Below are 22551 nucleotides of genomic sequence, written 5' to 3'. Positions count from 1 at the left end.
CCTGCGGAGCCGGGGCGGTATGTCGCCTAGCATCCGTGCATGAGCGACCTGCTGCTGCGCGACGTGCGCGTCGTCGCGATCGACGCCGGCCCGCCCACCGAGCCGGTGGACGTGCTCGTCCGGGACGGGGTCGTCGCGGCGGTCGGGCCGCGCCTGCGCCCCGAGGGCCCGGCCGTCCCCGAGCTCGACGGCGGCGGACGGCATGTCATCCCGGGCCTGTGGGACACCCACGTGCACATGGTCCAGTGGGGCCTCGGGCAGACCCGCCTCGACACCTCCGGCACCTCCAGCCCCGCCGAGGTGCTGGCCCGGGTGGTCGACCGGCTGACCTGGGGCTTCGACAGCCCCACCGGGGTGCTCGTCGGCTGGGGCCACCGCACGGGCAGGTGGCTGCAGCAGCCGACGGTGGCCGAGCTGGACGCGGTGACGGGCGAGGTGCCGGTGGCCCTCATCAGCGGTGACGGGCACCACGGCTGGCTCAACACGCCGGCCCTCCGGCTGCTCGGCGGCCCATCCGTCGAGGGGGTCGTGGCCGAGGCCGACTGGTTCCCGCTCTACGACCGCCTGCAGCGGCTGCACGGCGCGCAGGAGGAGTCGGAGTATGCCGTCACGCGCGCCATCCAGGGCGCGCACGCCCTGGGGGTGGTCGGGATCGTCGACCTGGAGTTCGGGCGGCCGTGGGAGCAGTGGCGCGAGCGCAGCGCCGAGGGCACGCCGCCGCTGCGCGCCCGCACCGGCGTCTACCCCGAGGGCCTGGAGGACGCGATCAGCGCCGGGTTGCGCACCGGCGACCCGATCCGGGCGACCGACGGCCTGGTGACCATGGGCCCGCTCAAGGTCATCACCGACGGCTCGCTCAACACCCGGACCGCCTGGTGCTGCGACCCCTACGCCGACGGCCACCTCCTCGACCAGCCGGCGGGGGCGGCGAACTACCCGGTCGACGAGCTCATCGGGCTCCTGCACCGTGCCCGCGGGGCCGGTCTCCAGGCCGCGCTGCACGCGATCGGCGACGCCGCGGTCGGCGCCGTCCTGGACGCCTTCGAGGCCACCGGGGCCTCCGGGTCGATCGAGCACGCCCAGCTCATCACCCCCGCCGACGTCCGCCGGTGGGCCGAACTGCCGCAGCGCGTCGTCGCGAGCGTGCAGCCCGCCCACCTCCTGGACGACCGCCCGGTGACCGAGCGCTGCTGGCCGGACCGGACCGCCCGCACCTTCACGCTGCGCAGCTTCCTCGACGCGGGCATCGAGCTCAGCCTGGGGTCGGACGCGCCGGTCTCCCCCCTGGACCCGTGGCTGGCGATGGCCGCGGCGGTGCACCGCGGCCCCGAGGACGGGGAGAGCTGGCACCCCGAGCAGGAGATCGGCGCGCGGGAGGCGCTCGCCGCCTCGGTGGACGGGCAGCGCGTCCGGGTGGGTGCCCGGGGCGACCTGGCGCTGCTCGACCACGACCCGCTCGTGGACGCCCCCACCAGCGCCGAACGGGCGCGACGGTTCCGTTACACGGTCGTCAGCGCGACGGTCCTGCACGGTCAGGTGGTGCACGGCGGCTGACCCCGGGGAAGGGGTCCCGCGCCGCTACAGTGGCGAGTGGCTGCATACCCGTCACCGTCGCTGGAGGAGTCCGCGCAGATGTCAGAACCCACCACCTCGGTCCTCGTCGCCGGCGCCCGCACGCCCATGGGACGCCTGCTCGGCTCGCTCTCCTCACTGTCCGGCGCCCAGCTGGGCGGTGCCGCCATCGCCGGCGCCCTTGAGCGGGCCGGGGTGCGCGGCGACCAGGTCGACTACGTCATCATGGGCCAGGTGCTCACCGCCGGCGCCGGCCAGATCCCGGCCCGGCAGGCCGCGGTCGCCGGGGGGATCCCCATGGACGTCCCCGCCCTCACCATCAACAAGGTCTGCCTGTCCGGCATCGACGCCATCGCGCTGGCCGACCAGCTCATCCGCGCCGGGGAGGTCGACGTCGTCGTCGCCGGCGGCCAGGAGTCGATGAGCCAGGCGCCGCACCTGCTGGAGCGCTCGCGCACGGGGTTCAAGTACGGCGACGTCACCATGCGCGACCACCTGGCCCACGACGGGCTGTGGGACGCCTTCACCGACCAGGCGATGGGTGGGCTCACCGAAGGGGCCAACCAGGCCGACGCGGCTGGGCACTTCACCCGCGAGCAGCAGGACGCCTTCTCCGCGCGCAGCCACCAGCGGGCGGCCGCGGCCTGGGAGAACGGCCTCTTCGCCGACGAGGTGGTGCCCGTCCAGATCCCGCAACGCAGGGGTGAGCCCCTCACCGTCTCGGCCGACGAGGGCATCCGGGCCGACACCACCGTCGAGTCCCTGGGCCGGCTGCGGCCGGCGTTCTCCCCGGACGGCACGATCACCGCCGGGTCGGCCTCGCAGATCTCCGACGGCGCCTGCGCCGTGGTCGTCATGAGCAAGGCCCGGGCCACCGAGCTCGGGCTGGACTGGATCGCCGAGATCGGCGCGCACGGCATGGTCGCCGGACCGGACTCGACCCTGCAGAGCCAGCCGGCCCGCGCCATCGCCGCGGCCTGCGCCAAGCAGGGCATCGAGCCCGCCGACCTGGACCTGGTCGAGATCAACGAGGCCTTCGCGGCCGTCGGGCTGGCCTCCGTGCAGGAGCTCGGCCTCGACGAGGAGCGGGTCAACGTCAACGGCGGCGCGATCGCGCTCGGTCACCCCATCGGGATGTCCGGGGCGCGGATCCTGCTGCACCTCGCCCTCGAGCTGCAGCGCCGCGGCGGCGGCACCGGCGCGGCCGGGCTCTGCGGCGGCGGGGGCCAGGGCGACGCCCTCCTCGTCACCGTGCCGTCCCGGTGACCGAGGAGGACCGAGCCCCGTCCACCCGGCGAGCCGGGGGCCGGGACGGGGCCGGGGACGGACTATCTGGGTCCTGGGAGATCCGCGCGCCGCAGGTCGGGGACCCCGAGCCGTTCGCCCTGCTGCACGCCCGTGTCTGGCGGGAGACCTACCGCGGCATCATGTCCGATGAGCTGGTCGACGCGCTGGACGCCGAGCAGTTCCGTCCGATGTGGGAGCAGGTCGCCGCGGCGTATGCGCAGGGGCGGGTCGCCGACGACGGGCGCGGCTTCCTCGTCGCCCTGGTCGGGGGTGAGCCGGCCGGATTCTGCCTGCACGGGCCGGCGCGCGAGGAGGACGCGCCGGTCCCGCACCAGGTCTGGTCGCTCAACGTCGCCCCCGAGCACCAGGGGAGCGGTCTCGCGCAGGAGCTGCTCCTGCGCAGCATCGGTGAGCGGGCGGCATACCTCTGGGTGGCGCGGGGCAACCGCCGGGCCGTCCGCTTCTACGAGCGGCAGGGGTTCGTCCTGGACGGCGCGGAGAACCTCGACGGCCACGACGGGGTCGTCGAGTTGCGCATGGTGCGCCACCGGGCCTGAGCCTGCCCCACCCCCGTCGCCTGAGCAGAGGAAAGTGCCTCCCCGGCACCTGAGCAGAGAAACGTCCCCTTCTCGAGCGCCTGAGCAGAGAAAGGCACCCGAAGCGGCTGCTGAGACCCCTGCGCCGGGCCTGCTTCTCTGCTCAGGCCTGCCGCACGGGCTACCGTCGGGGGATGAGCGAGCGGCGGACCTTCTACCCCGAGATCGAGCCCTACGCCACCGAGATGCTGGACGTGGGGCAGGGCCACCAGGTCTACGTCGAGCAGTCCGGCAACCCGGAGGGCAAGCCGGTGATCTTCGTGCACGGCGGCCCGGGCAGCGGCACGAGCCCCAAGCAGCGACGCGTGTTCGACCCCGAGCGCTACCGCATCGTCCTCGTCGACCAGCGGATGGCCGGACGCTCCACCCCGCACGCGTCGACCACGGTGGACCCGGCCGTCTGGGCGACCAACACGACCGGTCACCTCGTCGCCGACATGGAGCACATCCGTGAGCACCTCGGCATCGGGACCTGGCAGGTCTTCGGCGGGTCGTGGGGGTCCTGCCTGTCCCTGGCCTACGCGCAGGCGCACCCCGACCGGGTGAGCGAGCTGGTGCTGCGCGGCATCTTCACGCTGCGCCCGGCCGAGCTGTCCTGGATGTACGAGCGGGGTCACCTCGAGCACGTCTACCCCGACCACTGGGCCGACTTCGTCGCGCCGGTGGCCCCCGAGCGGCGGCACGAGATGCAGCTCGCCTACCACGAGCTGCTCTTCGACCCCGACCCTGCGGTCCACGTCCCTGCCGCCGTCGCGTGGAGCGGGTGGGAGTCGCGGGTCATCACGGTGGAGCCCGACGAGGAGTCCTTCCAGAAGGCGACCGAGCCGCAGCAGGCGGTGGCCTTCGCCAGGATCGAGAACCACTACTTCGTGCACGGCGGCTTCCTGCGGGAGGGCTCGCTGCTCGACCAGGCCCCGGCGCTGGCCCACATCCCCACGGTGATCGTCCAGGGCCGGCTGGACATGTGCACGCCGGCGCGCACGGCCTTCGACCTCGCCGCGCGGCTCCCGGACGCCGACCTCACGGTGGTCCCCGACGCGGGGCACGCGTTCTCCGAACCAGGCAACCTGGATGCGCTCGTGCGGGCGACCGACAGGTTCGCGACCAGCAGGAGGTAGACCACCATGGGGGAGTTCTTCGCTCCGCAGACCGGGGGCCCGCTGCGCCTCGAGGTGCGCAGCGTGGACGGGCGCGACTTCGTGCTGCTGCAGCCGGTCGGTTACGTCGAGGAGGGCGGTGACACCTTCGTCGTGCCCGCCGGCTTCACCACCGACTTCGCGTCGGTGCCCCACCTCTTCACCTGGCTGGTGCCCAAGAGCGGTGACTTCCTCCCGGCCGCCGTCCTGCACGACGCCCTGGTCTGCCCCGGCAGCTTCGAGGGGCCCGAGACCGGTCGGCACGAGGCGGACCGGGTGTTCCGGACGGCGATGATCGGGCTGGGCACCGGCCGGGTGCGGGCCTGGCTGATGTGGGCGGCCGTCACCATCGGCACGCTGTGGGCCAGCCGTGACCTGGGGAAGCGGGCGCAGCTGGTCGGCCTGCTGGGGCTCGTCGCCCTCCTCGGCACGGCGGCCACCCTCGACTTCTTCGACCTGGTCGCGGTCGTCCCGTGGATGGGGGACCGCCCGTGGCCGGTCGAGCTGGCGCTCGGGGCGCTCTTCGCGGTCGTGCTGCCGAGCGTGCTCGCCGTCTCCTGGGGACGCTACTGGCCGGCCGGGGTGATCGTCGGGGTCGCGCTGGCGCTGCTGCTGCACGTCACCGCGGCGTTGCTGGCGATCTACGGCTTCTATCTCCTCCTGGAGCGGCTCGTGAGCGGGCCGGCCGACGACGACGGGGTGCGGGTGCGCGACCGTCGGGCCGCCGATGCAGGGACGAGCCTGGGAGATCGCTGATTTCCCCCCACCAGTCCCCGATGTTTACCATATCGTTATGAAGTTCTCCAGGATCACCGCCGCCGCCACCCTGAGCTCGGCCCTCGTTCTTGCCGCCTGCTCCGGTGACGACACCGGCGGCGAGGCCACCACCGACGCCGCCGGAGGCAGCTCGAGCGCCACCGCCGACGACGCCGCGTCGACCGACGACGCCGCATCGACCGACCACGCCGGGTCTGACACCGCCGACGCCACGGGTCAGACGGTGGAGATGACGACCGACGCCGAGACCGCCGACCTGCCGCTGGACGAGGCCGAGGACGTCGCCACCGAGGTGCTCACCCAGCGGGTCCGCGCCGACCAGGGCGACGGTGACGACGTCCAGGAGGCCCAGGAGGCGTCCATGGCCGGCAGCGTGCTGCGGGCGCACCGGGCCGCCGACCGGCTCGAGCCGGTGACCGGCGAGCCGGCCGAGGTGGACCTGGAGGAGACCCCGGTCGAGCCCAACGTGCTGGCGGTCAGCCGCGAGGACGACCAGGACGCGGCCTACCTGCTCGTGCAGACCGTTCCCGAGGACGGCGCGCCCGTGCTGCACCTGCTCTCGAGCGAGAGCGGCCAGAGCGAGGACTTCCGGATCACCTGGGAGGCGCCGATGCTGCCGGACACCCAGGTCCCGACCTTCGACCCGCGCTCCGAGGGCAGCCCGGTGCTGCGCGGTGACCAGGGCGAGCTCACCATGCAGCCGCGCGAGCTGCTCCGGTCGGTCGGGGCCTACACCGAGTGGCCCCAGCCGGACGAGGTGCCGGACTACCGCACCCACGGCTACGCGCCCTCGGTGCGCCAGGCCGCCGAGGAGCAGGCCGAGGCCCTCTCGGGCCAGGCGAGCCTGCGCGAGAAGAACTGGCTGGTCTCCGACGACGTCGTCACCCTGCTCTTCGAGGACGGCAGCGGCTTCGTCATGGGCTCGCTGCTGCGCGACACCCAGTTCGTCGTCGACCAGGGCAGCGAGCTCACGACTTCGGACGAGTTCCGGGTCTTCCAGGACAGCGAGGTGCTGACCGAGCAGGCCACCCTGCGGACCTCCGTCTTCGTGGGGATGCGGGCGCCGTCGGAGGACGTCGACTTCAAGCCGGAGATGCTGGCTGCGACCGAGCAGCTGGTGGACGCCTCCGGCGAGTGAGGTCCGGCCCGGGGCGTTCGAGGCCCGGGCGCCCACGGCATACCCTGGAGACATGAGCCAGCAGCCCTTCTCCTCTGCCGCCCTGCGCGGCGCCGTCGACCTCTCCGCGCTCTCCTCCCGGCCCGGTGCCCCGGCCGCGGGTCCCGGGCAGCAGCCCGGTGGTGCGCCTGCGGGAGCACCCGCGGGCGGCGTCCCCGGCCGCAGCGGTGCGCTCGTCCAGGTGAGCGACGACACCTTCGAGTCGGTCGTCAACGCCAGCCTGACCACCCCCGTCGTGCTGGTGCTGTGGACGCCGCAGCTGCCGGAGTCGCTCACCCACCTGCGCGACCTGGCCGAGCGGGCCCGCACCGGGGGCGGCCGGTTCCAGGTGGCCGGGGTCGACGTGGCCGACAGCCCAGGCATCCTGCAGGCCCTGACCCCCGTGCTGCAGCAGGTCTTCGGACAGGTCTCCTCCCTGCCGGTCGTCATGGGCCTGCTCAGCGGTCAATCCATGCCGTTCTACCTCGGCGTGCAGCCGATGGAGCAGGTGGACCAGCTGCTGGAGAAGTTCCTCGAGGCGGCCGTGCAGAACGCCGTGACCGGTCGGGTCGAGGTCGGCGAGGACGACGGCCCCGGGGAGGACGACGCGGCCGCCGACGAGGGCGAGGAGGCCGCCGAGCTGCCGCCGCTGCACCAGGAGGCCTACGACGCGATCGACCGCGGGGACTGGGCGGCGGCGATCACCGCCTACGAGAAGGCGCTCGCCCAGGACTCCTCCGACGAGCTCGCCCGTCTCGGTCTCGGGCAGGTCACGCTGCTCGAGCGCACCTCCGGGATGGACCTCGCCGCCGTCCGGCAGGCCGCCGCCGACCGGCCCGACGACGTGCAGGCCCAGCTGGACGCGGCCGACGTGGACCTCGTCGGCGGGCACGTCGAGGACGGCTTCGGCCGGCTCATCGAGACCGTGCGCCGCACCGCGGGGGAGGACCGTGACCGGGCCCGCACCCACCTGCTGGGGCTCTTCGAGGTCGTCGGCACCCAGGACCCGCGCGTCACCAAGGCCCGCCGGGCCCTCATGAGCGCCCTGTACTGACGCCCACCGAGGGGCACACCGGACGTGCGTCCGGTGTGCACCTACGACGCGTCCGGTGCGGTCCTACGACGCGTCCGGCGCGGGTCAGGCGTCACCGGAGCCGAGGGCGGCGTCCACGACCTGCTGGGCCTGCGCCTGCACCTGAGCGAGGTGCTCGGGGCCACGGAAGCTCTCGGCGTAGATCTTGTAGACGTCCTCGGTGCCCGAGGGGCGGGCCGCGAACCACGCGCTGTCGGTGCAGACCTTGACCCCGCCGATGGCGGCCCCGTTGCCGGGGGCCTCGGTGAGGATGGCGGTGATGGGCTCACCGGCGATCTCGGTGGCCGAGATGTCGTCCGCGGACAGCTTCTTGAGCCGCGCCTTCTGTTCGCGGCCGGCCGGCGCGTCGACGCGGGCGTAGGCGGGCGTCTGCCCGCCCCCGACCTCGCTGACGAGCTCGGCGTAGCGCTGGGAGGGCGAGCGGCCCGTCCGCGCGATGATCTCGGCGGCGAGCAGGGCCAGGATGATGCCGTCCTTGTCGGTCGACCACACCGAGCCGTCCCGGCAGAGGAAGGACGCTCCGGCCGACTCCTCACCGCCGAAGGCGATGGAGCCGTCCAGCAGCCCGGGCACGAACCACTTGAAGCCCACCGGCACCTCGGTGAGCTCACGGCCCAGTCCCTCGGCGACCCGGTCGATCATGGACGAGCTCACCAGGGTCTTGCCGATGGCGGTGCCCTGCGGCCACTCCGGCCGGGCCCCGCCGTAGAGGTAGTCGATCGCGACCGCGAGGTAGTGGTTGGGGTTGAGCAGCCCGCCGTCGGGGGTGACGACCCCGTGCCGGTCGGCGTCCGCGTCGTTGCCGGTGGCGACGTCGTAGTCGGCCCCGCCGCTCATGACCTCGATGAGCGAGGCCATCGCATCGGCGGACGAGCAGTCCATCCGGATCTTGCCGTCCCAGTCCAGCGTCATGAACGACCAGGCCGGGTCCACCCGCGGGTTGACGACCGTGAGGTCGAGCCCGTGGGTGTCGGCGATGGCCTGCCAGTAGTCGACGGCGGCCCCGCCCAGCGGGTCGGCGCCGATGCGCACGCCGGCCTCCCGGATGGCGTCCACGTCGATGACCCGGGGCAGGGCGCGGACGTACTCGCCCATGAAGTCGTAGCGACCGGCCGCGGCGACCGCGTCGTCCGCCGGGACCCGGCGCACCCCCTCCAGACCGGCGCGCAGCAGCGCGTTGGCCCGGTCCGCGATCCACCCGGTGGCGTCGGTGTCGGCCGGACCGCCGTGCGGAGGATTGTACTTGAAGCCGCCGTCGCGGGGCGGGTTGTGCGAGGGCGTCACGACGATGCCGTCGGCCTCGCCGACCGCACCCTCGGTCTCCCGGTTGTGCGCCAGGATCGCTCGCGAGACCGCCGGCGTGGGGGTCCACCCGTCGCCCTCGTCGACCTGCACGTCCACGCCGTTGGCGACGAGCACCTCGAGAGCGCTGCGCCAGGCCGGCTCGGACAGCGCGTGGGTGTCCCGGCCGAGGAAGAGCGGGCCGTCGGTGCCCTGCTCGGCGCGGTAGTCGCAGATCGCCTGGGTCGTCGCCAGGATGTGGTGCTCGTTGAAGGCGCCGTCCAGCGAGCTGCCCCGGTGCCCGGAGGTCCCGAAGGCGACCTGCTGGTCCAGGTCCTCCGGGTCCGGCACGACCTGGGTGTATGCCGTGACCAGCGCCCCGATGTCCGTCAGGTCCGACTCCTGGGCCGGCTGGCCGGCGCGGGGGTGGCGACCGCCCTCGTCGGCGTCGGCCCCGGCCTCGGACGCGCCGGTGTCAGCCGCCGCGGTGCCGTCGTCGTCGACGGGGTCGGGCACGAACCACACGGCGCCCATCGGCGGCACGGTGACGAGCGCCGAGAAGGGCTGGCCCTGGTGCGGCTCGTCGACCGCCTCGACCGCGCCGAGGTTGCCCTCGCCGGATCCGCCGTAGGTCTGCGCATCGGTGTTGAGCACCTCCCGCCACCGGCCGGAGTAGGGCAGGCCGATGTGCACCTGGTGGTGCGGTACCCCGCTGAAGTTGACCACGCAGGCGACGACCGGCCGCAGCCCGTCCGGCCCCTCGTTGCCCCAGCGCAGGTAGGAGTACTGGTTGCGGCCGGCGTCGTTGGCGTCCAGCCAGCTGAATCCGTGCTCGTGGTGGTCGATCTCCCAGAGGGCGGGCAGCTGCGCGTAGAGCCGGTTGAGGTCGGCGACCAGCGACTGGACCCCGGCGTGCTCCGGGCGCTCGGTCAGCTCCCAGTCCAGGCTCCCGCCGTCGGCCCACTCCCGGGCCTGGGCGAACTCGCTGCCCATGAAGAGCAGCTGCTTGCCGGGGTGGCTCCACTGGTAGGCGAGGAAGGCCCGCGTGGTCGCGAACTTCTGCCAGGCGTCGCCGGCCATCTTGCGCAGCAGCGAGCCCTTGCCGTGCACGACCTCGTCGTGGCTGATCGGCAGGATGTACTTCTCGCTGAAGGCGTACACCAGCGAGAAGGTCAGCGCGTGGTGGTTGTGCGCCCGGCTGAACGGCGAGGCGCCGAGGTAACCGAGCGTGTCGTGCATCCAGCCCATGTTCCACTTGAACCCGAAGCCCAGCCCGCCCTCGTCGGTGGGCGCGGTGACGCCGGGCCACGAGGTGCTCTCCTCGGCGATCATGACGACGCCGGGGGAGCGGCGGTAGGCCGTGGCGTTGGCCTCCTGCAGCAGCGCGACGGCCTCGAGGTTCTCCCGCCCGCCGTGCTGGTTCGGGATCCACTGGCCCTCGTCGCGGGAGTAGTCGAGGTAGAGCATCGAGGCCACACCGTCGACGCGCAGGCCGTCGGCGTGGAACTCCTCCAGCCAGTAGGTCGCGTTGGCGACCAGGAAGTTGCGGACCTCCGGGCGGCCGAAGTCGAAGATGTAGGAACCCCACTCCGGGTGCCACCCCTTGCGCGGGTCCGGGTGCTCGTAGATCGGGGTGCCGTCGAAACGGGCGAGCGCCCACGGGTCGGTCGCGAAGTGCCCGGGCACCCAGTCGAGGATGACCCCGACCCCGGCCTGGTGCAGGCGGTCGATGAGGTAGCGCAGGCCGTCCTCGTGGCCGAACCGGCTGTCCGCGGCGTAGTAGCCGGTGACGTGGTAGCCCCATGACCCGCCGTAGGGGTGCTGCATGACCGGCATGAGCTCGACGTGGGTGAAGCCCATCCGCGCGACGTAGGGGACGAGCTGGTCGGCGATCTCGGTGTAGCCCAGCCCCTTGCGCCAGCTGCCGAGGTGCACCTCGTAGACGCTCATCGGCCCGTGGTGGATGTCGCCGGCCGCACGGGCCGCCATCCACTCCGCGTCGCCCCAGCGGTGCGTGCTGACGGTGACCACCGAGTTGGTGAACGGTGGGACCTCGCTGGCGCGCGCCATGGGGTCGGCCTTGGCGCGGCGGACGCCGTCCGGGCCGGTGATGTCGTACTTGTAGTGGGCGCCCTCCCGGACGCCGGGGACGAACAGCTCCCAGACGCCGACCTCGTCGTGCGCGCGCAGCGCGTGCGTCGCGCCGTTCCAGCCGTTGAAGTCGCCGACGACGTGGACCGCCGACGCGTGCGGGGCCCAGACGGCGAACCGGGTGCCGGTGACCTCGCCGAGCTCGTCGCGCACCGTCATGACCCGGGACCCCAGGGCCCGCCACAGCTCCTCGTGGCGGCCCTCGCCGATGAGGTGCAGGTCGGTCTGACCCAGGCTGGGCCCGTGCCGGTAGGCCTCGTCGACGAGGTGCGCACCGCGCCCGGTGTCGACCTTGAGCCGGTAGGCCGGGACGGTCGCGGTGGGCAGCACCGCCACCCAGATGCCGCCGGTCTCGTGCGTCATCGGCACCGTGACCCCGTCGGTCAGCACGATCTCGACGAGCTGCGCCTCGGGCTGGAGGGTCCGGACGGTGACGTGGTCGTCGAAGACGTGCGCGCCCAGGAGGGCGTGCGGGTTGCGGTGCAGCCCCTCGACGACGTCGGTCGCCTCGTCCAGGTCCAGCGGGAGGGTATGCGGCGCGGTCGGCTCGACCGGCTCGCTCAGGGACCGGCGCGGCCCGGTCGGGCGAGCCGTGACGACGCCGTCGGTGGCGTCCTCCCACGCGGTGGCGCGCAGCACCTCCGGGTCGCCCTGCGGCTGCCCGGACCAGCCGCTGGCGGCGGCTCGGGGGCGCGGGGCGAGCTCGACGTCCTCACCGGTCCGCCGGCCGGGGGGCACCGTCTCGATGACCATGTCCTCGGGCGGGGGGACCGGGGCGTGCGGGTAGCCGCCGCTCGCCCCGCCCGGGCGGCCGGAGGCGCTCGCGGCGCTGCCGCTGGCGGCCCGTGGGTCGCCGGTCGGCGGGTGGGACAACGGGCCGTCGTGCCGCTCCACCTCGATGAGCGAGGAGCCGTAGTCGTCGTCGACCGGCGCCGGACCCGCCTCCTGGGCGGTCTGCCGCTCGGCCGCCGGGCCGTCCTGCTGCACGTCGTCGTCACCCATGGTCGTCTCCTCGGTGGTGTCGTGCGCGATGTCCTGTGAGCCGGGGGCACCCGCCTGCTCCGCCTGCGCCCGGTCCGCCGGGGCGGCTGCGGCGCTGCGGTGGCGTCCGGCCTCGGTGGGGAACGCCTCCTCGGCGGACCCCGCCTCGTGCTCCTGCTGCTCCTGGGGGGCGTCGCGGTGGCGGCCCTCGCTCGGCGGCGCGGCAGGCTCGGCGTCGGGGGCGTCGCCCGGGGCGGCGGCCTGGCGCAGGAGCCGGTGCACGGCTCCCAGGGGGATCGGCAGCCAGTCGGGGCGGTTGCGCGCCTCGTAGCTGACCTCGTAGAGGGCCTTGTCCAGCTCCAGGGCAGCCAGCACGGCGCCCGCGGCCTCGGCGCGGGGGTCGGCCCCGGCCTGCTCGGCGTACCCCTGGAGGAACGCCTCGCGGGCAGCGTCGGCCCAGTGGCTGCGGTCGTCCGCGGCCGCGGCCGCGGCGTAGTCGAAGGAGCGCAGCATGCCCGCGACGTCGCGCAGCGCCAGGTCGGGCTCGGTGCGCTCGGCCAGCGGCCGCAGCGGCTCGCCCTCGAAGTCCAGGAGCACCCAGCCCCGCTCCGGGGCGTCGAGGACCTGGCCCAGGTGGTAGTCGCCGTGGACCCGCTGCAGGTCGGGCAGGTCCGCGGCCTCCAGCGCGGCATACATCCCCAGCACGGCGTCCCGGTGCTCGGCGAGCCCGGGCGCGTCCCGGAAGGACTGCTCGGCGCGGTCGCGCATCTGAGCCAGCAGCTCGGCCCGTCGCTCGTCGGCCGGGTGGGCGCCGAAGGCCTCCCGCAGCGCGGCGTGCACGGCGGCGGTGGCCGCCCCCAGGCTGCGGGCGCGCCCGCTGAAGTCGTCGTCGGCGTCGGCGGCGACCCTGGCCTGACGCCAGGCGTCCTCGGTGTCGGTGAGGAACTCCTGCGCGAAGGCGAGGTGGCCGTGGACCTCCCGGCCCTCCTCGGCGGGCCAGCGCCCCTCGACGTAGCCGAAGGGGTCCGGCACCTGACGCGAGCCGCCGCGGCTGATGGCGGTCTGCACCGACACGTCCGGGTTGTCCCCCTCGTGCAGGACGCGGAAGAGCTTGATGATGAGCGGCCGTCCGCCGCGGTGGGTCTCGACGATGACCGAGGTGTTGGACTGCTCACCCGACAGCACCCGCGCCGTGGCCAGCGCCGGGCGCTCCCCCTCCGGCGCCACCCGGCGCGAGCGGGCGGCGGGCACCTCGTGGTCGGCCGCCATCTCGGAGAGCAGCACGTCGGCGAAGACCGGGTCGTGGGTGGCGTCGTAGACGTAGCGGGTGCCCAGCTCGGGGTGCTCCGCGGTGGCCACCAGCGCGTGCTCGAGGAAGGGCACCGCCTCGGCCCGGTAGGTGAGCGGGATCTGGTAGACGGTGGGCCCCTCGCCCGACGACGACGTCTCGTCGAGCACGATGTGGTCCTCGATCCCGACCTCGCCGTAGGGGTCCTGCCAGCGGATGCTCGAGACCCGGCGCAGCCGCGGCGTCCCGCCGGCGGCCTGCTTGCCGCGGAACCAGCGCTGGCGGGCCACCCAGGCGGGCAGGAAGTCCTCGAACGACGGGGTGAGGTCGGTCATCGCTGTTCCTCCTTCGGGGTCAGGCCCAGCCAGTAGAAGCCACGCGAGCCCATGCTGAGGGTGACGGTGCCGTCGGCACCGACGTCGGGGAAGTTGTGCCCGCCGAAGAGGTCCCGCACGTCGGCCCCGTGCAGGGGCTCCGGCAGGGTGATGGTGCTGGCCTGCGGCCGGGAGGACAGGTTGTTGATGCACAGCACCGCGGGGTAGCCCTCGCGCTCCTCCTCGTCGCTGCCCGGCGCCAGGGCGCGGACGAAGGCCAGGACCGCGTCGTTGTCGGCGACGCAGGGGAGGTACTCGCCCGTGCCGAAGACCTCGTGGGTGGCCCGCACCTGCAGCATGCCGCGGGTCCAGTGCAGCAGCGAGGAGCCGCTGGCCATCTCGGCCTCGACGTTGACGCTGTTGTGGTGGTAGACCAGCGAGCTGATGACGGGGAGGTACAGCTTGCCGGGGTCCGCGGTGGAGAAGCCGGCGTTGCGGTCCGGGGTCCACTGCATCGGGGTGCGCACGGCGTCGCGGTCGCTGAGCCAGATGTTGTCGCCCATGCCGATCTCGTCACCGTAGTAGAGGCACGGAGACCCCGGGAGCGAGAGCAGCAGCGCGTTGATGAGCTCGATCTCCTCGCGGGAGTTGTCGAGCAGCGGGGCGAGCCGGCGCCGGATGCCGATGTTGGCGCGCATCCGCGGGTCGGGGGCGTACCAGCCGTACATCGCCGAGCGCTCCTCCCCGGAGACCATCTCCAGGGTGAGCTCGTCGTGGTTGCGCAGGAAGGTGCCCCACTGCGTCCCCTCGGGGATGCGGGGCGTCTCCTCCATGACCCGGACGATCGGCTCGGCCTTCTCCTCGCGCAGCGAGTAGTAGAGCCTCGGCATGACCGGGAAGTGGAAGCACATGTGGCACTCCGGCGCCTCGGGGGTGCCGTAGTAGTCGACCACCTCGGCCGGCATCTGGTTGGCCTCGGCCAGCAGCACCCGGCCCGGGTACTCCTCGTCCACCATCGCCCGCAGCCGGGCCAGGAACTCGTGGGTGCGGGGGAGGTTCTCGCAGTTGGTGCCCTCCTCCTCGAAGAGGTAGGGCACGGCGTCCAGCCGGAAGCCGTCGATGCCGAGGTCCATCCAGAACCGGACGATGTCGAACATCGCCTCCGCGACGGCCTCGTTCTCGAAGTTGAGGTCCGGCTGGTGGGAGAAGAAGCGGTGCCAGAAGAACTGTCGGCGGACCGGGTCGAAGGTCCAGTTGGAGGTCTCGGTGTCGACGAAGATGATCCGCGCGTCGGCATACTTCTCATCGGTGTCGGACCAGACGTAGAAGTCGCCGTAGGGGCCCTCGGGGTCCGAGCGGCTGGCCTGGAACCACGGGTGCTGGTCGCTCGTGTGGTTCATCACCAGGTCGGTGATGATGCGGATGCCGCGCGCGTGCGCCTGGCTGATGAGCTCGCGGAAGTCCGGGAGGGTGCCGAACTCGGGCAGGACCGCGGTGTAGTCCGCGACGTCGTACCCGCCGTCGCGCAGCGGCGAGGCGTAGAACGGCGGGATCCACAGGCAGTCGACCCCGAGCCACTGCAGGTAGTCCAGCCGGTTCATCAGCCCGGTGAAGTCGCCCGAGCCGGAGCCGGTGGAGTCGTCGAAGGCCCGCACGAGGACCTCGTAGAAGACCGCCTTGCGGAACCAGTCGGGGTCGTTCTTCAGCCCTGGCTGATGGAGGTTGAGCCCGCGCATCGTGCTCCTTCTCAGGCGGTGGTGACGTGGACGATGTGGATCGGCTCGTGGCCGTAGCCGGGACCGAGCTCGACGTAGGGCGCGTCGTCCCAGGTCCAGGTCGACCCGGTGACGAGGTCCTGCGCGCGGAAGCGGTCGCCCCAGGAGAGCCCGAGCGCGGGCAGGTCCAGGTGCAGCCGGCTCCCGCGGACGGTGTAGGGGTCGAGGTTGGCGACGACGAGCACGGTGTCCTGCTCCGAGCCGTCCCCGGCGCCCCCGCCGTGCTTGGAGAAGACGAGGAGGTTCTCGTCCTCGGCGTGGTGGAAGGTGACGTTGCGCAGCCAGTGCAGGCTCGGGTGCTCGGCCCGGACCCGGTTGAGCATCGTCAGCCAGCCGGTGAGGTCGGGCCGGCCGTCCACCGGCTCGCCCCAACGACGGTCCTTGAACTCGTACTTCTCGTTGTCCACGTGCTCCTCGGCGCCCGTGCGCGGCACGTTCTCGACGTGCTCGAAGCCGGCGTAGATGCCGTAGGTCGGGACGAGGGTCGCGGCCAGCGCGGAGCGCACCAGGTGGGCGGTCACCCCGCCGTTGCTCATGTAGGGCGTGAGGATGTCGTGCGTCGTCGGCCAGAACGAGGGGCGCATGTAGGGCGCCGTCTCGGTGGCCAGCTCGGTGACGTACTCGGACAGCTCCGCGGCGGTGCTGCGCCAGGCGTAGTAGGTGTAGGACTGCTGGAAGCCGACCTTGGCCAGGGTGCGCATCATCATCGGCTTGGTGAAGGCCTCGGCCAGCCAGATGACGTCGGGGTGGTCCTGCGCCACGTCGGCGATGAGCCACTGCCAGAAGTTCACCGGCTTGGTGTGCGGGTTGTCGACCCGGAAGATCCGGATGCCGTGGTCGATCCACACCTGGACCACCCGGCGGATCTCGGCATACACCTCGTCCGGGGTGTTGTCGAAGAAGACGGGGTAGATGTCCTGGTACTTCTTCGGGGGGTTCTCGGCGTAGGCGATGGAGCCGTCCGCGCGGATCTGGAAGAACTCCGGGTGCTCGGTGGCCCACGGGTGGTCCGGGGACGCCTGCAGGGCGATGTCCATCGCGACCTCCAGGCCCAGGGCCTGCGCGCGGTCGACGAAGGCGTCGAAGTCGGCGAAGTCGCCGAGGTCCGGGTGCAGCGCGTCGTGCCCACCCTCGGCGGAGCCGATGGCGTAGGGCGAGCCGGGGTCGTGCTCGCCGGCGTCGAGGGTGTTGTTGCGCCCCTTGCGGTTGGTGCTCCCGATCGGGTGCACGGGGGTGAGGTACACCACGTCGAAACCCATGTCGGCGATCGCCGGCAGCCGCTCCTGGGCGGTGGTGAAGGTGCCGCTGGTCCACAGCCCGGTGTCCGGGTCCCGGGTGGCGCCCTCGGAGCGCGGGAAGATCTCGTACCACGCCCCGGTGAGCGCCAGCGGGCGCTCGACCAGCCAGGTGACGCCCGGGGACGGGCTGACCAGCTCGCGCAGCGGCGTGCGGGCCAGGACGTCCTCGACCTGCGGCGACGTGCCGGCGTGCAGCCGCTCGGGAACCGGCAGGGCGCTGCGCCGCAGGGTGTCGACGGCCTCCTCGAGGACCTGGCGGTCCGCGTCGTCGTGCCCGCCGTCGTCGAGCGCGCGCTCCAGCACGCGGGCGCCCGTCTCGAGCATGAGCTCGACGTCCACCCCGGCCTCGACCTTGATGGTGCCGTCGTGCTCCCACGTGGCGTAGGGGTCGGACCACCCCTCGACCCGGAAGCTCCAGACGCCCTCGCGGTCGGCGTGCACCTGCGCCTGCCAGTGCGAGAGCCCCGGGTTGGTGCACGTCATCGGCACGTGGCGCTCCCGGCCGTCCGGGTCGGTCAGCACGACGGTGGCGTTGACCGCGTCGTGCCCCTCGCGGAAGACGGTCGCGGTGACGGTGAAGATCTCGCCGACGACGGACTTGGTGGGGCGGCGTCCGCCGTCGACCACGGGCTCGACGTCCAGGACGGGGATCCGGCCCAGCGGTTCCTGACCGACGGTGGCCAGGACCGACCGGTCGATCGAGGAGGGGACGGGGCGTCCGGACGCAGGGGCGGACGGGGTGGGCGTGGTCGAGTGCTCGGTCACCCGCACCAACCTACCGGGCTTCCGCGTCGGAAACCACGCGCGACGACGCGGCCCGCCCGCCCGTCCCGCCGAGCGCCGCGGTGAGCACGGTGAAGCTCGTCGGACCGACCTCGACCGCACCCCCGGGGTCCACCCACGACCCTGCCGACACCGTGCTCCCGCTGGCGAAGCGCACGTGCCAGGACCGGACGTCCCCGACCTCCGGCAGCCGCAGGGAGGCCGACGCGGTGCCCGCGTGCAGCAGCAGGGCGACGGCGCGGCGGCCGCCGTCGGGGGTGTCGTCGTGCAGGGAGTCGAAGAGGGCCGTGAGCGTGCTGCGGTGCGGGTCGTTCCACTGGTGCTCGCCGAGGACGTCGCCCTCCTCGGCGAACCAGCGCAGCCGGGTGCGGCCGGGTCGGGCGTCGAAGGTCGGGAAGGCGCTCGTGCGCAGCAGCGCGAGCTCGCGCCGCAGCGCCAGCAGCGACCGGGTGTCCGCCAGCAGCGCGGACTGCCACTCCTCCAGGTCCCAGTCCACCCAGGCCAGCTCGGAGTCCTGGCAGTACGCGTTGTTGTTGCCCTGCTGGGTGCGCCCCAGCTCGTCCCCGGCCACGAGCATCGGGACCCCGGGGGCGAGCAGCAGGGTCCCGAGCAGGTTGCGGACCGAGCGGCGGCGACGGCGCAGCACCTCGGCGTCGTCGGTCGGCCCCTCGACCCCGTGGTTCCAGGACCGGTTGTCCCCGTGGCCGTCCCGGTTGTCCTCGCCGTTGGCGTGGTTGTGCTTGTGCTCGTATGCCGTGAGGTCGGCCAGCGTGAAGCCGTCGTGGGCGGTGACGAGGTTGACCGAGGCGAGCGGTCCCCGTCCGTCGTGCCCGAACAGGTCGGCCGAGCCGGCCAGGCGGGTCGCGAGCTCGCGCACCCCGTGGCCGCCGTGCCCGTGCAGACGGCGGCCCACGTCGGCCAGCCAGAAGGTGCGGGTGGTGTCGCGGAAGCGGTCGTTCCACTCGGAGAAGACGGCGGGGAACTGCCCGGTCCGCCACCCGTGGACCCCGACGTCCCACGGCTCTGCGACGAGCTTGACCCGCGAGAGGACCGGGTCGGTCTCCAGAGCCACGTGGAAGGCGTGCTCCCGGTCGTAGGCGTCGTCGCGCCCGCGGGCCAGCGCCGGGGCGAGGTCGAACCGGAAGCCGTCGACGTGGAACTCCCGGACCCAGTACCGCAGCGAGTCCAGGACCATCCGTGCCACCTGCGGGTCCCGCAGGTCCAGGGTGTTGCCGCAGCCGGTGACGTCGATGTCGCGACCCCGGTCGTCGAGGCGGTAGTAGGTGCGGTTGTCCAGGCCGCGCGGACCGAGGGTGGGGCCGTCCCAGGACGACTGCTCGGCCGTGTGGTTGTAGACGACGTCGAGGACCACCTCGATGCCCGCGCCGTGCAGGGCGCGGACGGCGCCCTTGACCTCCTCGACGACCCCCTGGGGGTCGTGGGCGGCGGCATACGGGGCGTGCGGGGCGAAGAAGCCGAGGGAGTTGTAGCCCCAGTAGTTCGACAGGCCGCGCCGGACCAGCGAGGGCTCGGAGGTGAAGGCGTGCACGGGGAGCAGCTGGAGGGTCGTCACCCCGAGGCTCGTCAGGTGCTCGACCACCGCGGGGTGGCCGAGCGCCGCGTAGGTGCCCCGCTGCTCCGGCGGGACCTCCGGGTGCAGCCGGGTCAGGCCGCGCACGTGCGCCTCGTAGAGCACCGTGTCGGTCCAGGGCACCTGGGGCCGGACGTCCCCGCCCCAGTCGAAGGTGCTGTGGTCGACGACCACCGAGCGGGGCACGAACGGGGCCGAGTCCCGGTCGTCGCGGGCCTCCGGGTCCGACCAGCCGTGGTCGCCGGCGACGTGCCCGTAGACCTCCGGACGCCAGGTGACCTCCCCCTCCACGGCCCCGGCGTAGGGGTCGAGCAGGAGCTTGTCGTGGTTGTGCCGGTGGCCCTGGTCGGGGGCCCAGGGGCCGCGCACCCGCAGGCCGTAGCGCGTACCCGGGACCAGCTCGGGCACGAGGTCCCACCAGATCCCGTGGGCGGTGCGGGTCAGCGGGACCCGGCGCTCGCCGGTCGGGGTGGACAGGCAGACCTCGACGGCGGTGGCGTGCCGCGCCAGCACGGCGATCTCGGGGCCGTCGGCCGTGGTCGTCACGCCCAGCGGCGGCGGGCGGTCGAGGCTGCGGCGGGGCCGGGGCGGAGGGGGCACGGTGGCCCAGCGTAGGGCCAGCGGCGGGCGGGGCTGCGCAGGACCTGGGCCGAGCCGTTACGTTGGAGCCATGAGTGATCCGACCTCGCTGCCCAACTTCCCGCCGCCCCCGCAGGAGCACCCGCTGACCGGTCGCGTCCTCGACGCCCTGCAGGACCTGCAGATGTCGCCCAACCTGGACAAGGCCGGCGACGTCGCCTTCGAGGTCCAGGGGCAGAAGCTGTTCGTCAAGGTCATCGAGGGCGAGCAGTTCGACATCATGCGGATCTACGGCCAGTGGCAGATCGCCAGCAGCGTGCCCGAGGAGCTCTTCACCCGGCTCAACGGGTGCAACGACGTGACCCTGGGGGTCAACCTCGTCAAGGCCGGCATCGCGAGCGGCAACCTCGTGCTGGCGGTCGAGCAGATCATCGCGCGCTCCGAGCCGCCCAAGGCGAAGGTCCAGATCGCCACCGGTCTGCTGCTGCAGGCGCTCCAGCTCTGGCACCGCAACGTCATCGCCAAGGCGCAGGTCGAGCGCGGGGAGGAGCCCGACCTCCCGGAGGGCGCCCCCGAGGGGACCGAGGTCGGCCCGTGGCTGAGCGTCGGCTCCCGGGGCCAGCAGGCCCCCGCTGACGGGACCGCCGACGGGGGCGGTGCGCCGGGGGACCAGGCGTGAGCCGCACCGTCGCCACCGCGAGCGACCTCGTCCGCATCGAGGTCGAGGACGGCATCGCCACCGTCCGGGTCGACCGGCCGAGCATGAACCCGCTGTCGATCGAGGTGCAGGACGCCCTCGGCGAGGCGGCTCGGCTGGTCGGCGACGACGATGAGGTCGCGGCCGTCGTGCTCTACGGCGGTGAGAAGGTCTTCGCCGCCGGCGCCGACATCAAGGAGATGCAGGACATGTCCTACCCGGACATGGTCCGGCGCGCCCCGGTCATCCAGGAGTGCTTCTCCGCCGTCGCGCGCATCCCCAAGCCGGTGGTCGCCGCCATCGAGGGGTATGCCCTCGGCGCCGGCAACGAGCTCGCGCTCTGCGCCGACTTCCGCGTCGCGGCCTCGGACGCCCGGCTCGGCCAGCCGGAGATCCTGCTGGGCGTCGTCCCCGGTGCAGGAGGGAGCCAGCGGCTCGCCCGCCTAGTGGGCCCGGCCAAGGCCAAGGACCTCGTCTTCACCGGCCGGATGGTCGACGCCGCCGAGGCGCTCGAGATGGGCCTGGTCGACCGCGTCTGCGAGCCCGGCCAGGCGCACGCCACGGCGCTGGAGATGGTGCGGCAGTACGTCGGTGGCCCGGGCCTGGCCCTGCGGGCCGCCAAGGAGGCCATCGACCGCGGTCTGGACGGCGACCTCGAGACCGGACTCGCCATCGAGGCCATGCAGTTCGCCGGTGTCTTCGCGACGAAGGACCGGGAGATCGGCATGCGCTCCTTCGTCGAGCAGGGGCCCGGCAAGGCGGAGTTCACCGGCCGCTGACCCCTCAGCCCTGTCGCTCCTCTCCGACCGAGCGCCGGGTGTGGTTGCTGGCGCAACCACACCCGGCGCTCGGTCGGTCTGGGAGCAGCCATTCACGACGCTCGGTCGGTCTGGGGGCAACCCTTCACGACGCTCGGTCGGTCTGGGGGCAGCCATTCACGACGCCCGGTGGCCCATCGACCCCCACCGGGCGTCGCCTGTGGTTGCCCCTCACCCCACCGGGCGTCGCCTGTGGTTGCCTCCCCCTTGCCTCGCACCCGCTCTAGTTGACGTGCCTGACTAGTCAGCCATACGATCTAGTCATGACCTCGGACGAGTGGCCCGGCGAGTGGCTGCGCGGCGTGCTGGGGGTGTGCGTGCTCCGGGTCCTGCTCGAAGGGCCCAGCTACGGCTACGCGATCACCCAGCGGTTGGCGCAGGTCGGCTTGGGCACCGTCAAGGGCGGCACCCTCTACCCGCTCCTGGGGCGGCTGGAGGAGGCCGGCCACGTCGAGGTCGAGTGGCGCCCGGGGGAGGGCGGACCCGGGCGCAAGTTCTACGCCCTCACCCCCCAGGGGCGGCGGCACGCCGACGAGCAGGCCGACCGCTGGGCCGCCTTCACCACCACCACCCGCCGACTCACCGACGGTGCGCCGGCCGACGCAGGGAGCGTGCGATGACGAGGACCGCCGACGAGGCCATGGACCCGCGCCACCTGGCGCCGACGGTGGAGCGGCGGTGGCTGGACGCCTTCCTGCTGGAACGGAACCTCCTCGGTGTGCGGCCGGACCGGCTGGGCGACGACGTGGTGACGGTCGAGAGCCACGTCCGCGAGTCCAACGAGAGCGCCCAGGAGGTCTTCGGCGACCCGGTGGCCTACGCGCGGGCGCTGCCGGTCGGTGCCGACCGCGAGACCGGTCTGCGCCGGACCGACGTGGCGCACATCTGCCTGGGGCTGGCCGGCCTGATGCTCACCGCGTGGGCGCTCACCGGCTGGCTCCGCGGCGACGGGCTGGCGGTCACCGGCGGCGACCTCGGCTCGGCCGCCCTGCTCGGACTCCTGACGGCGCTGCTGCTGGCCGCGCCGGAGGCCACGCTGCGGGTGCTCGTCGGGAGGCGCCGGGTCGTCGTGGTGGCGCCGATCCTCCTGATCGGCGGGTTCGTCGCGGTCCAGCTGCTGTGGCCCGAGGAGCTCTTCACCCTTCCGGTGCTCGGGCCGACGCTGGTGGGCCTGGCGGCGCTCCTGGCCTCCAGCGTCATCGCCTACCGCACGTTCCGCGACGGCGCTCTCCGGGCGCCGGGGGAGGCCGCGGCCCCCGGGGCCGCCCGGCGGCGCTGGACCCTCGTGCTGCTCTACCCGGTGCTCCTGGTGTTCCTGGTGCTGATGGGCTGGGTCCCCAGCCTCTTCGGCTGACCCGGTCCCGTCGCCGGGCCGATG

Annotated in this window: 15 protein-coding genes; 11 read left to right on the top strand and 4 right to left on the bottom strand. The window is 73.3% G+C overall.

All coding sequences use genetic code 11. From position 1 onward, the window contains the following. The first annotated feature begins 39 nt into the window (after positions 1–39). The 7 genes from Q0795_RS09265 (at position 40) to Q0795_RS09235 (ending at position 7578) form a co-directional block, all read left to right on the top strand. Positions 40–1554: an amidohydrolase family protein gene (locus Q0795_RS09265; protein ID WP_298889057.1), complete on the top strand. Its 1515-nt coding sequence runs from the start codon at positions 40–42 to the stop codon at positions 1552–1554. Positions 1555–1632: 78 nt separating this feature from the next. Further along, complete coding sequence (locus Q0795_RS09260; RefSeq protein WP_298889055.1) at positions 1633–2838, top strand: acetyl-CoA C-acetyltransferase; 1206 nt, start codon at positions 1633–1635, stop codon at positions 2836–2838. Beyond that, on the top strand, positions 2835–3416 hold the full coding sequence (locus Q0795_RS09255) for a GNAT family N-acetyltransferase (RefSeq protein ID WP_298889053.1): 582 nt from the start codon (positions 2835–2837) through the stop codon (positions 3414–3416). Before Q0795_RS09260 ends, Q0795_RS09255 begins: the two co-directional genes overlap by 4 nt. A 173-nt stretch (positions 3417–3589) precedes the next feature. Further along, positions 3590–4573, top strand: coding sequence for a prolyl aminopeptidase (pip, locus tag Q0795_RS09250; RefSeq protein WP_298889051.1), 984 nt, complete (start codon positions 3590–3592; stop codon positions 4571–4573). 6 nt (positions 4574–4579) lie between these two features. Further along, positions 4580–5347, top strand: coding sequence for a DUF1353 domain-containing protein (locus tag Q0795_RS09245; RefSeq protein ID WP_298889049.1), 768 nt, complete (start codon positions 4580–4582; stop codon positions 5345–5347). 37 nt (positions 5348–5384) lie between these two features. Beyond that, entirely contained in the window at positions 5385–6506 is a 1122-nt protein-coding gene (locus Q0795_RS09240) for a hypothetical protein (protein ID WP_298889047.1), read from the top strand. Positions 6507–6558: 52 nt separating this feature from the next. Further along, positions 6559–7578, top strand: coding sequence for a tetratricopeptide repeat protein (locus Q0795_RS09235; RefSeq protein WP_298889045.1), 1020 nt, complete (start codon positions 6559–6561; stop codon positions 7576–7578). 84 nt (positions 7579–7662) lie between these two features. On the opposite strand, the gene glgB is transcribed toward Q0795_RS09235, so the two are convergent. The 4 genes from glgB to glgX are packed head-to-tail and all read right to left on the bottom strand — an operon-like array spanning position 7663 to position 19679. After that, positions 7663–13653 (bottom strand): 1,4-alpha-glucan branching protein GlgB, encoded by a 5991-nt coding sequence (glgB, locus tag Q0795_RS17240; protein ID WP_366942462.1) that lies wholly within the window; start codon positions 13651–13653, stop codon positions 7663–7665. After that, positions 13650–15368 carry a maltose alpha-D-glucosyltransferase gene (gene treS / locus Q0795_RS09215; RefSeq protein ID WP_298889043.1) on the bottom strand — a complete coding sequence of 573 codons (1719 nt, stop codon included), beginning with the start codon at positions 15366–15368 and terminating at the stop codon, positions 13650–13652. Before treS ends, glgB begins: the two co-directional genes overlap by 4 nt. Positions 15369–15379: 11 nt before the next feature. Beyond that, a complete protein-coding gene (locus Q0795_RS09210) occupies positions 15380–17470 on the bottom strand; it encodes a maltotransferase domain-containing protein (RefSeq protein WP_298889041.1) in 2091 nt (696 codons plus the stop codon). 10 nt (positions 17471–17480) lie between these two features. Continuing rightward, complete coding sequence (gene glgX, locus Q0795_RS09205) at positions 17481–19679, bottom strand: glycogen debranching protein GlgX (protein ID WP_298889038.1); 2199 nt, start codon at positions 19677–19679, stop codon at positions 17481–17483. A gap of 70 nt (positions 19680–19749) precedes the next feature. Here glgX and Q0795_RS09200 point away from each other — a divergent pair, with 70 nt between their 5' ends. From Q0795_RS09200 to Q0795_RS09185, 4 genes are all read left to right on the top strand, one after another. After that, complete coding sequence (locus Q0795_RS09200) at positions 19750–20337, top strand: hypothetical protein (protein WP_298889036.1); 588 nt, start codon at positions 19750–19752, stop codon at positions 20335–20337. After that, positions 20334–21134 (top strand): enoyl-CoA hydratase-related protein, encoded by an 801-nt coding sequence (locus Q0795_RS09195; protein ID WP_298889034.1) that lies wholly within the window; start codon positions 20334–20336, stop codon positions 21132–21134. Before Q0795_RS09200 ends, Q0795_RS09195 begins: the two co-directional genes overlap by 4 nt. A 302-nt stretch (positions 21135–21436) precedes the next feature. Further along, positions 21437–21793 carry a PadR family transcriptional regulator gene (locus Q0795_RS09190; RefSeq protein ID WP_298889032.1) on the top strand — a complete coding sequence of 119 codons (357 nt, stop codon included), beginning with the start codon at positions 21437–21439 and terminating at the stop codon, positions 21791–21793. Continuing rightward, positions 21790–22527 carry a hypothetical protein gene (locus tag Q0795_RS09185; RefSeq protein WP_298889030.1) on the top strand — a complete coding sequence of 246 codons (738 nt, stop codon included), beginning with the start codon at positions 21790–21792 and terminating at the stop codon, positions 22525–22527. Before Q0795_RS09190 ends, Q0795_RS09185 begins: the two co-directional genes overlap by 4 nt. Positions 22528–22551 lie beyond the last annotated feature (24 nt).

Source organism: uncultured Serinicoccus sp. (genome assembly GCF_947487915.1).
Lineage (GTDB): Bacteria > Actinomycetota > Actinomycetes > Actinomycetales > Dermatophilaceae > Ornithinicoccus.
Note: the sequence above shows the minus strand (reverse complement) of the source record. Positions and strands in the feature narration are given on the sequence as shown.

What these genes read in the sequence shown, in the direction of transcription:
- Q0795_RS09265 (WP_298889057.1), top strand. Translation starts at nt 40, where the DNA reads ATGAGCGACCTGCTGCTGCGCGACGTGCGCGTCGTCGCGATCGACGCC.
- Q0795_RS09260 (WP_298889055.1), top strand. Translation starts at nt 1,633, where the DNA reads ATGTCAGAACCCACCACCTCGGTCCTCGTCGCCGGCGCCCGCACGCCC.
- pip (WP_298889051.1), top strand. Translation starts at nt 3,590, where the DNA reads ATGAGCGAGCGGCGGACCTTCTACCCCGAGATCGAGCCCTACGCCACC.
- Q0795_RS09245 (WP_298889049.1), top strand. Translation starts at nt 4,580, where the DNA reads ATGGGGGAGTTCTTCGCTCCGCAGACCGGGGGCCCGCTGCGCCTCGAG.
- Q0795_RS09240 (WP_298889047.1), top strand. Translation starts at nt 5,385, where the DNA reads ATGAAGTTCTCCAGGATCACCGCCGCCGCCACCCTGAGCTCGGCCCTC.
- Q0795_RS09235 (WP_298889045.1), top strand. Translation starts at nt 6,559, where the DNA reads ATGAGCCAGCAGCCCTTCTCCTCTGCCGCCCTGCGCGGCGCCGTCGAC.
- glgB (WP_366942462.1), bottom strand. Translation starts at nt 13,653, where the DNA reads ATGACCGACCTCACCCCGTCGTTCGAGGACTTCCTGCCCGCCTGGGTG.
- treS (WP_298889043.1), bottom strand. Translation starts at nt 15,368, where the DNA reads ATGCGCGGGCTCAACCTCCATCAGCCAGGGCTGAAGAACGACCCCGAC.
- Q0795_RS09200 (WP_298889036.1), top strand. Translation starts at nt 19,750, where the DNA reads ATGAGTGATCCGACCTCGCTGCCCAACTTCCCGCCGCCCCCGCAGGAG.
- Q0795_RS09190 (WP_298889032.1), top strand. Translation starts at nt 21,437, where the DNA reads ATGACCTCGGACGAGTGGCCCGGCGAGTGGCTGCGCGGCGTGCTGGGG.
- Q0795_RS09185 (WP_298889030.1), top strand. Translation starts at nt 21,790, where the DNA reads ATGACGAGGACCGCCGACGAGGCCATGGACCCGCGCCACCTGGCGCCG.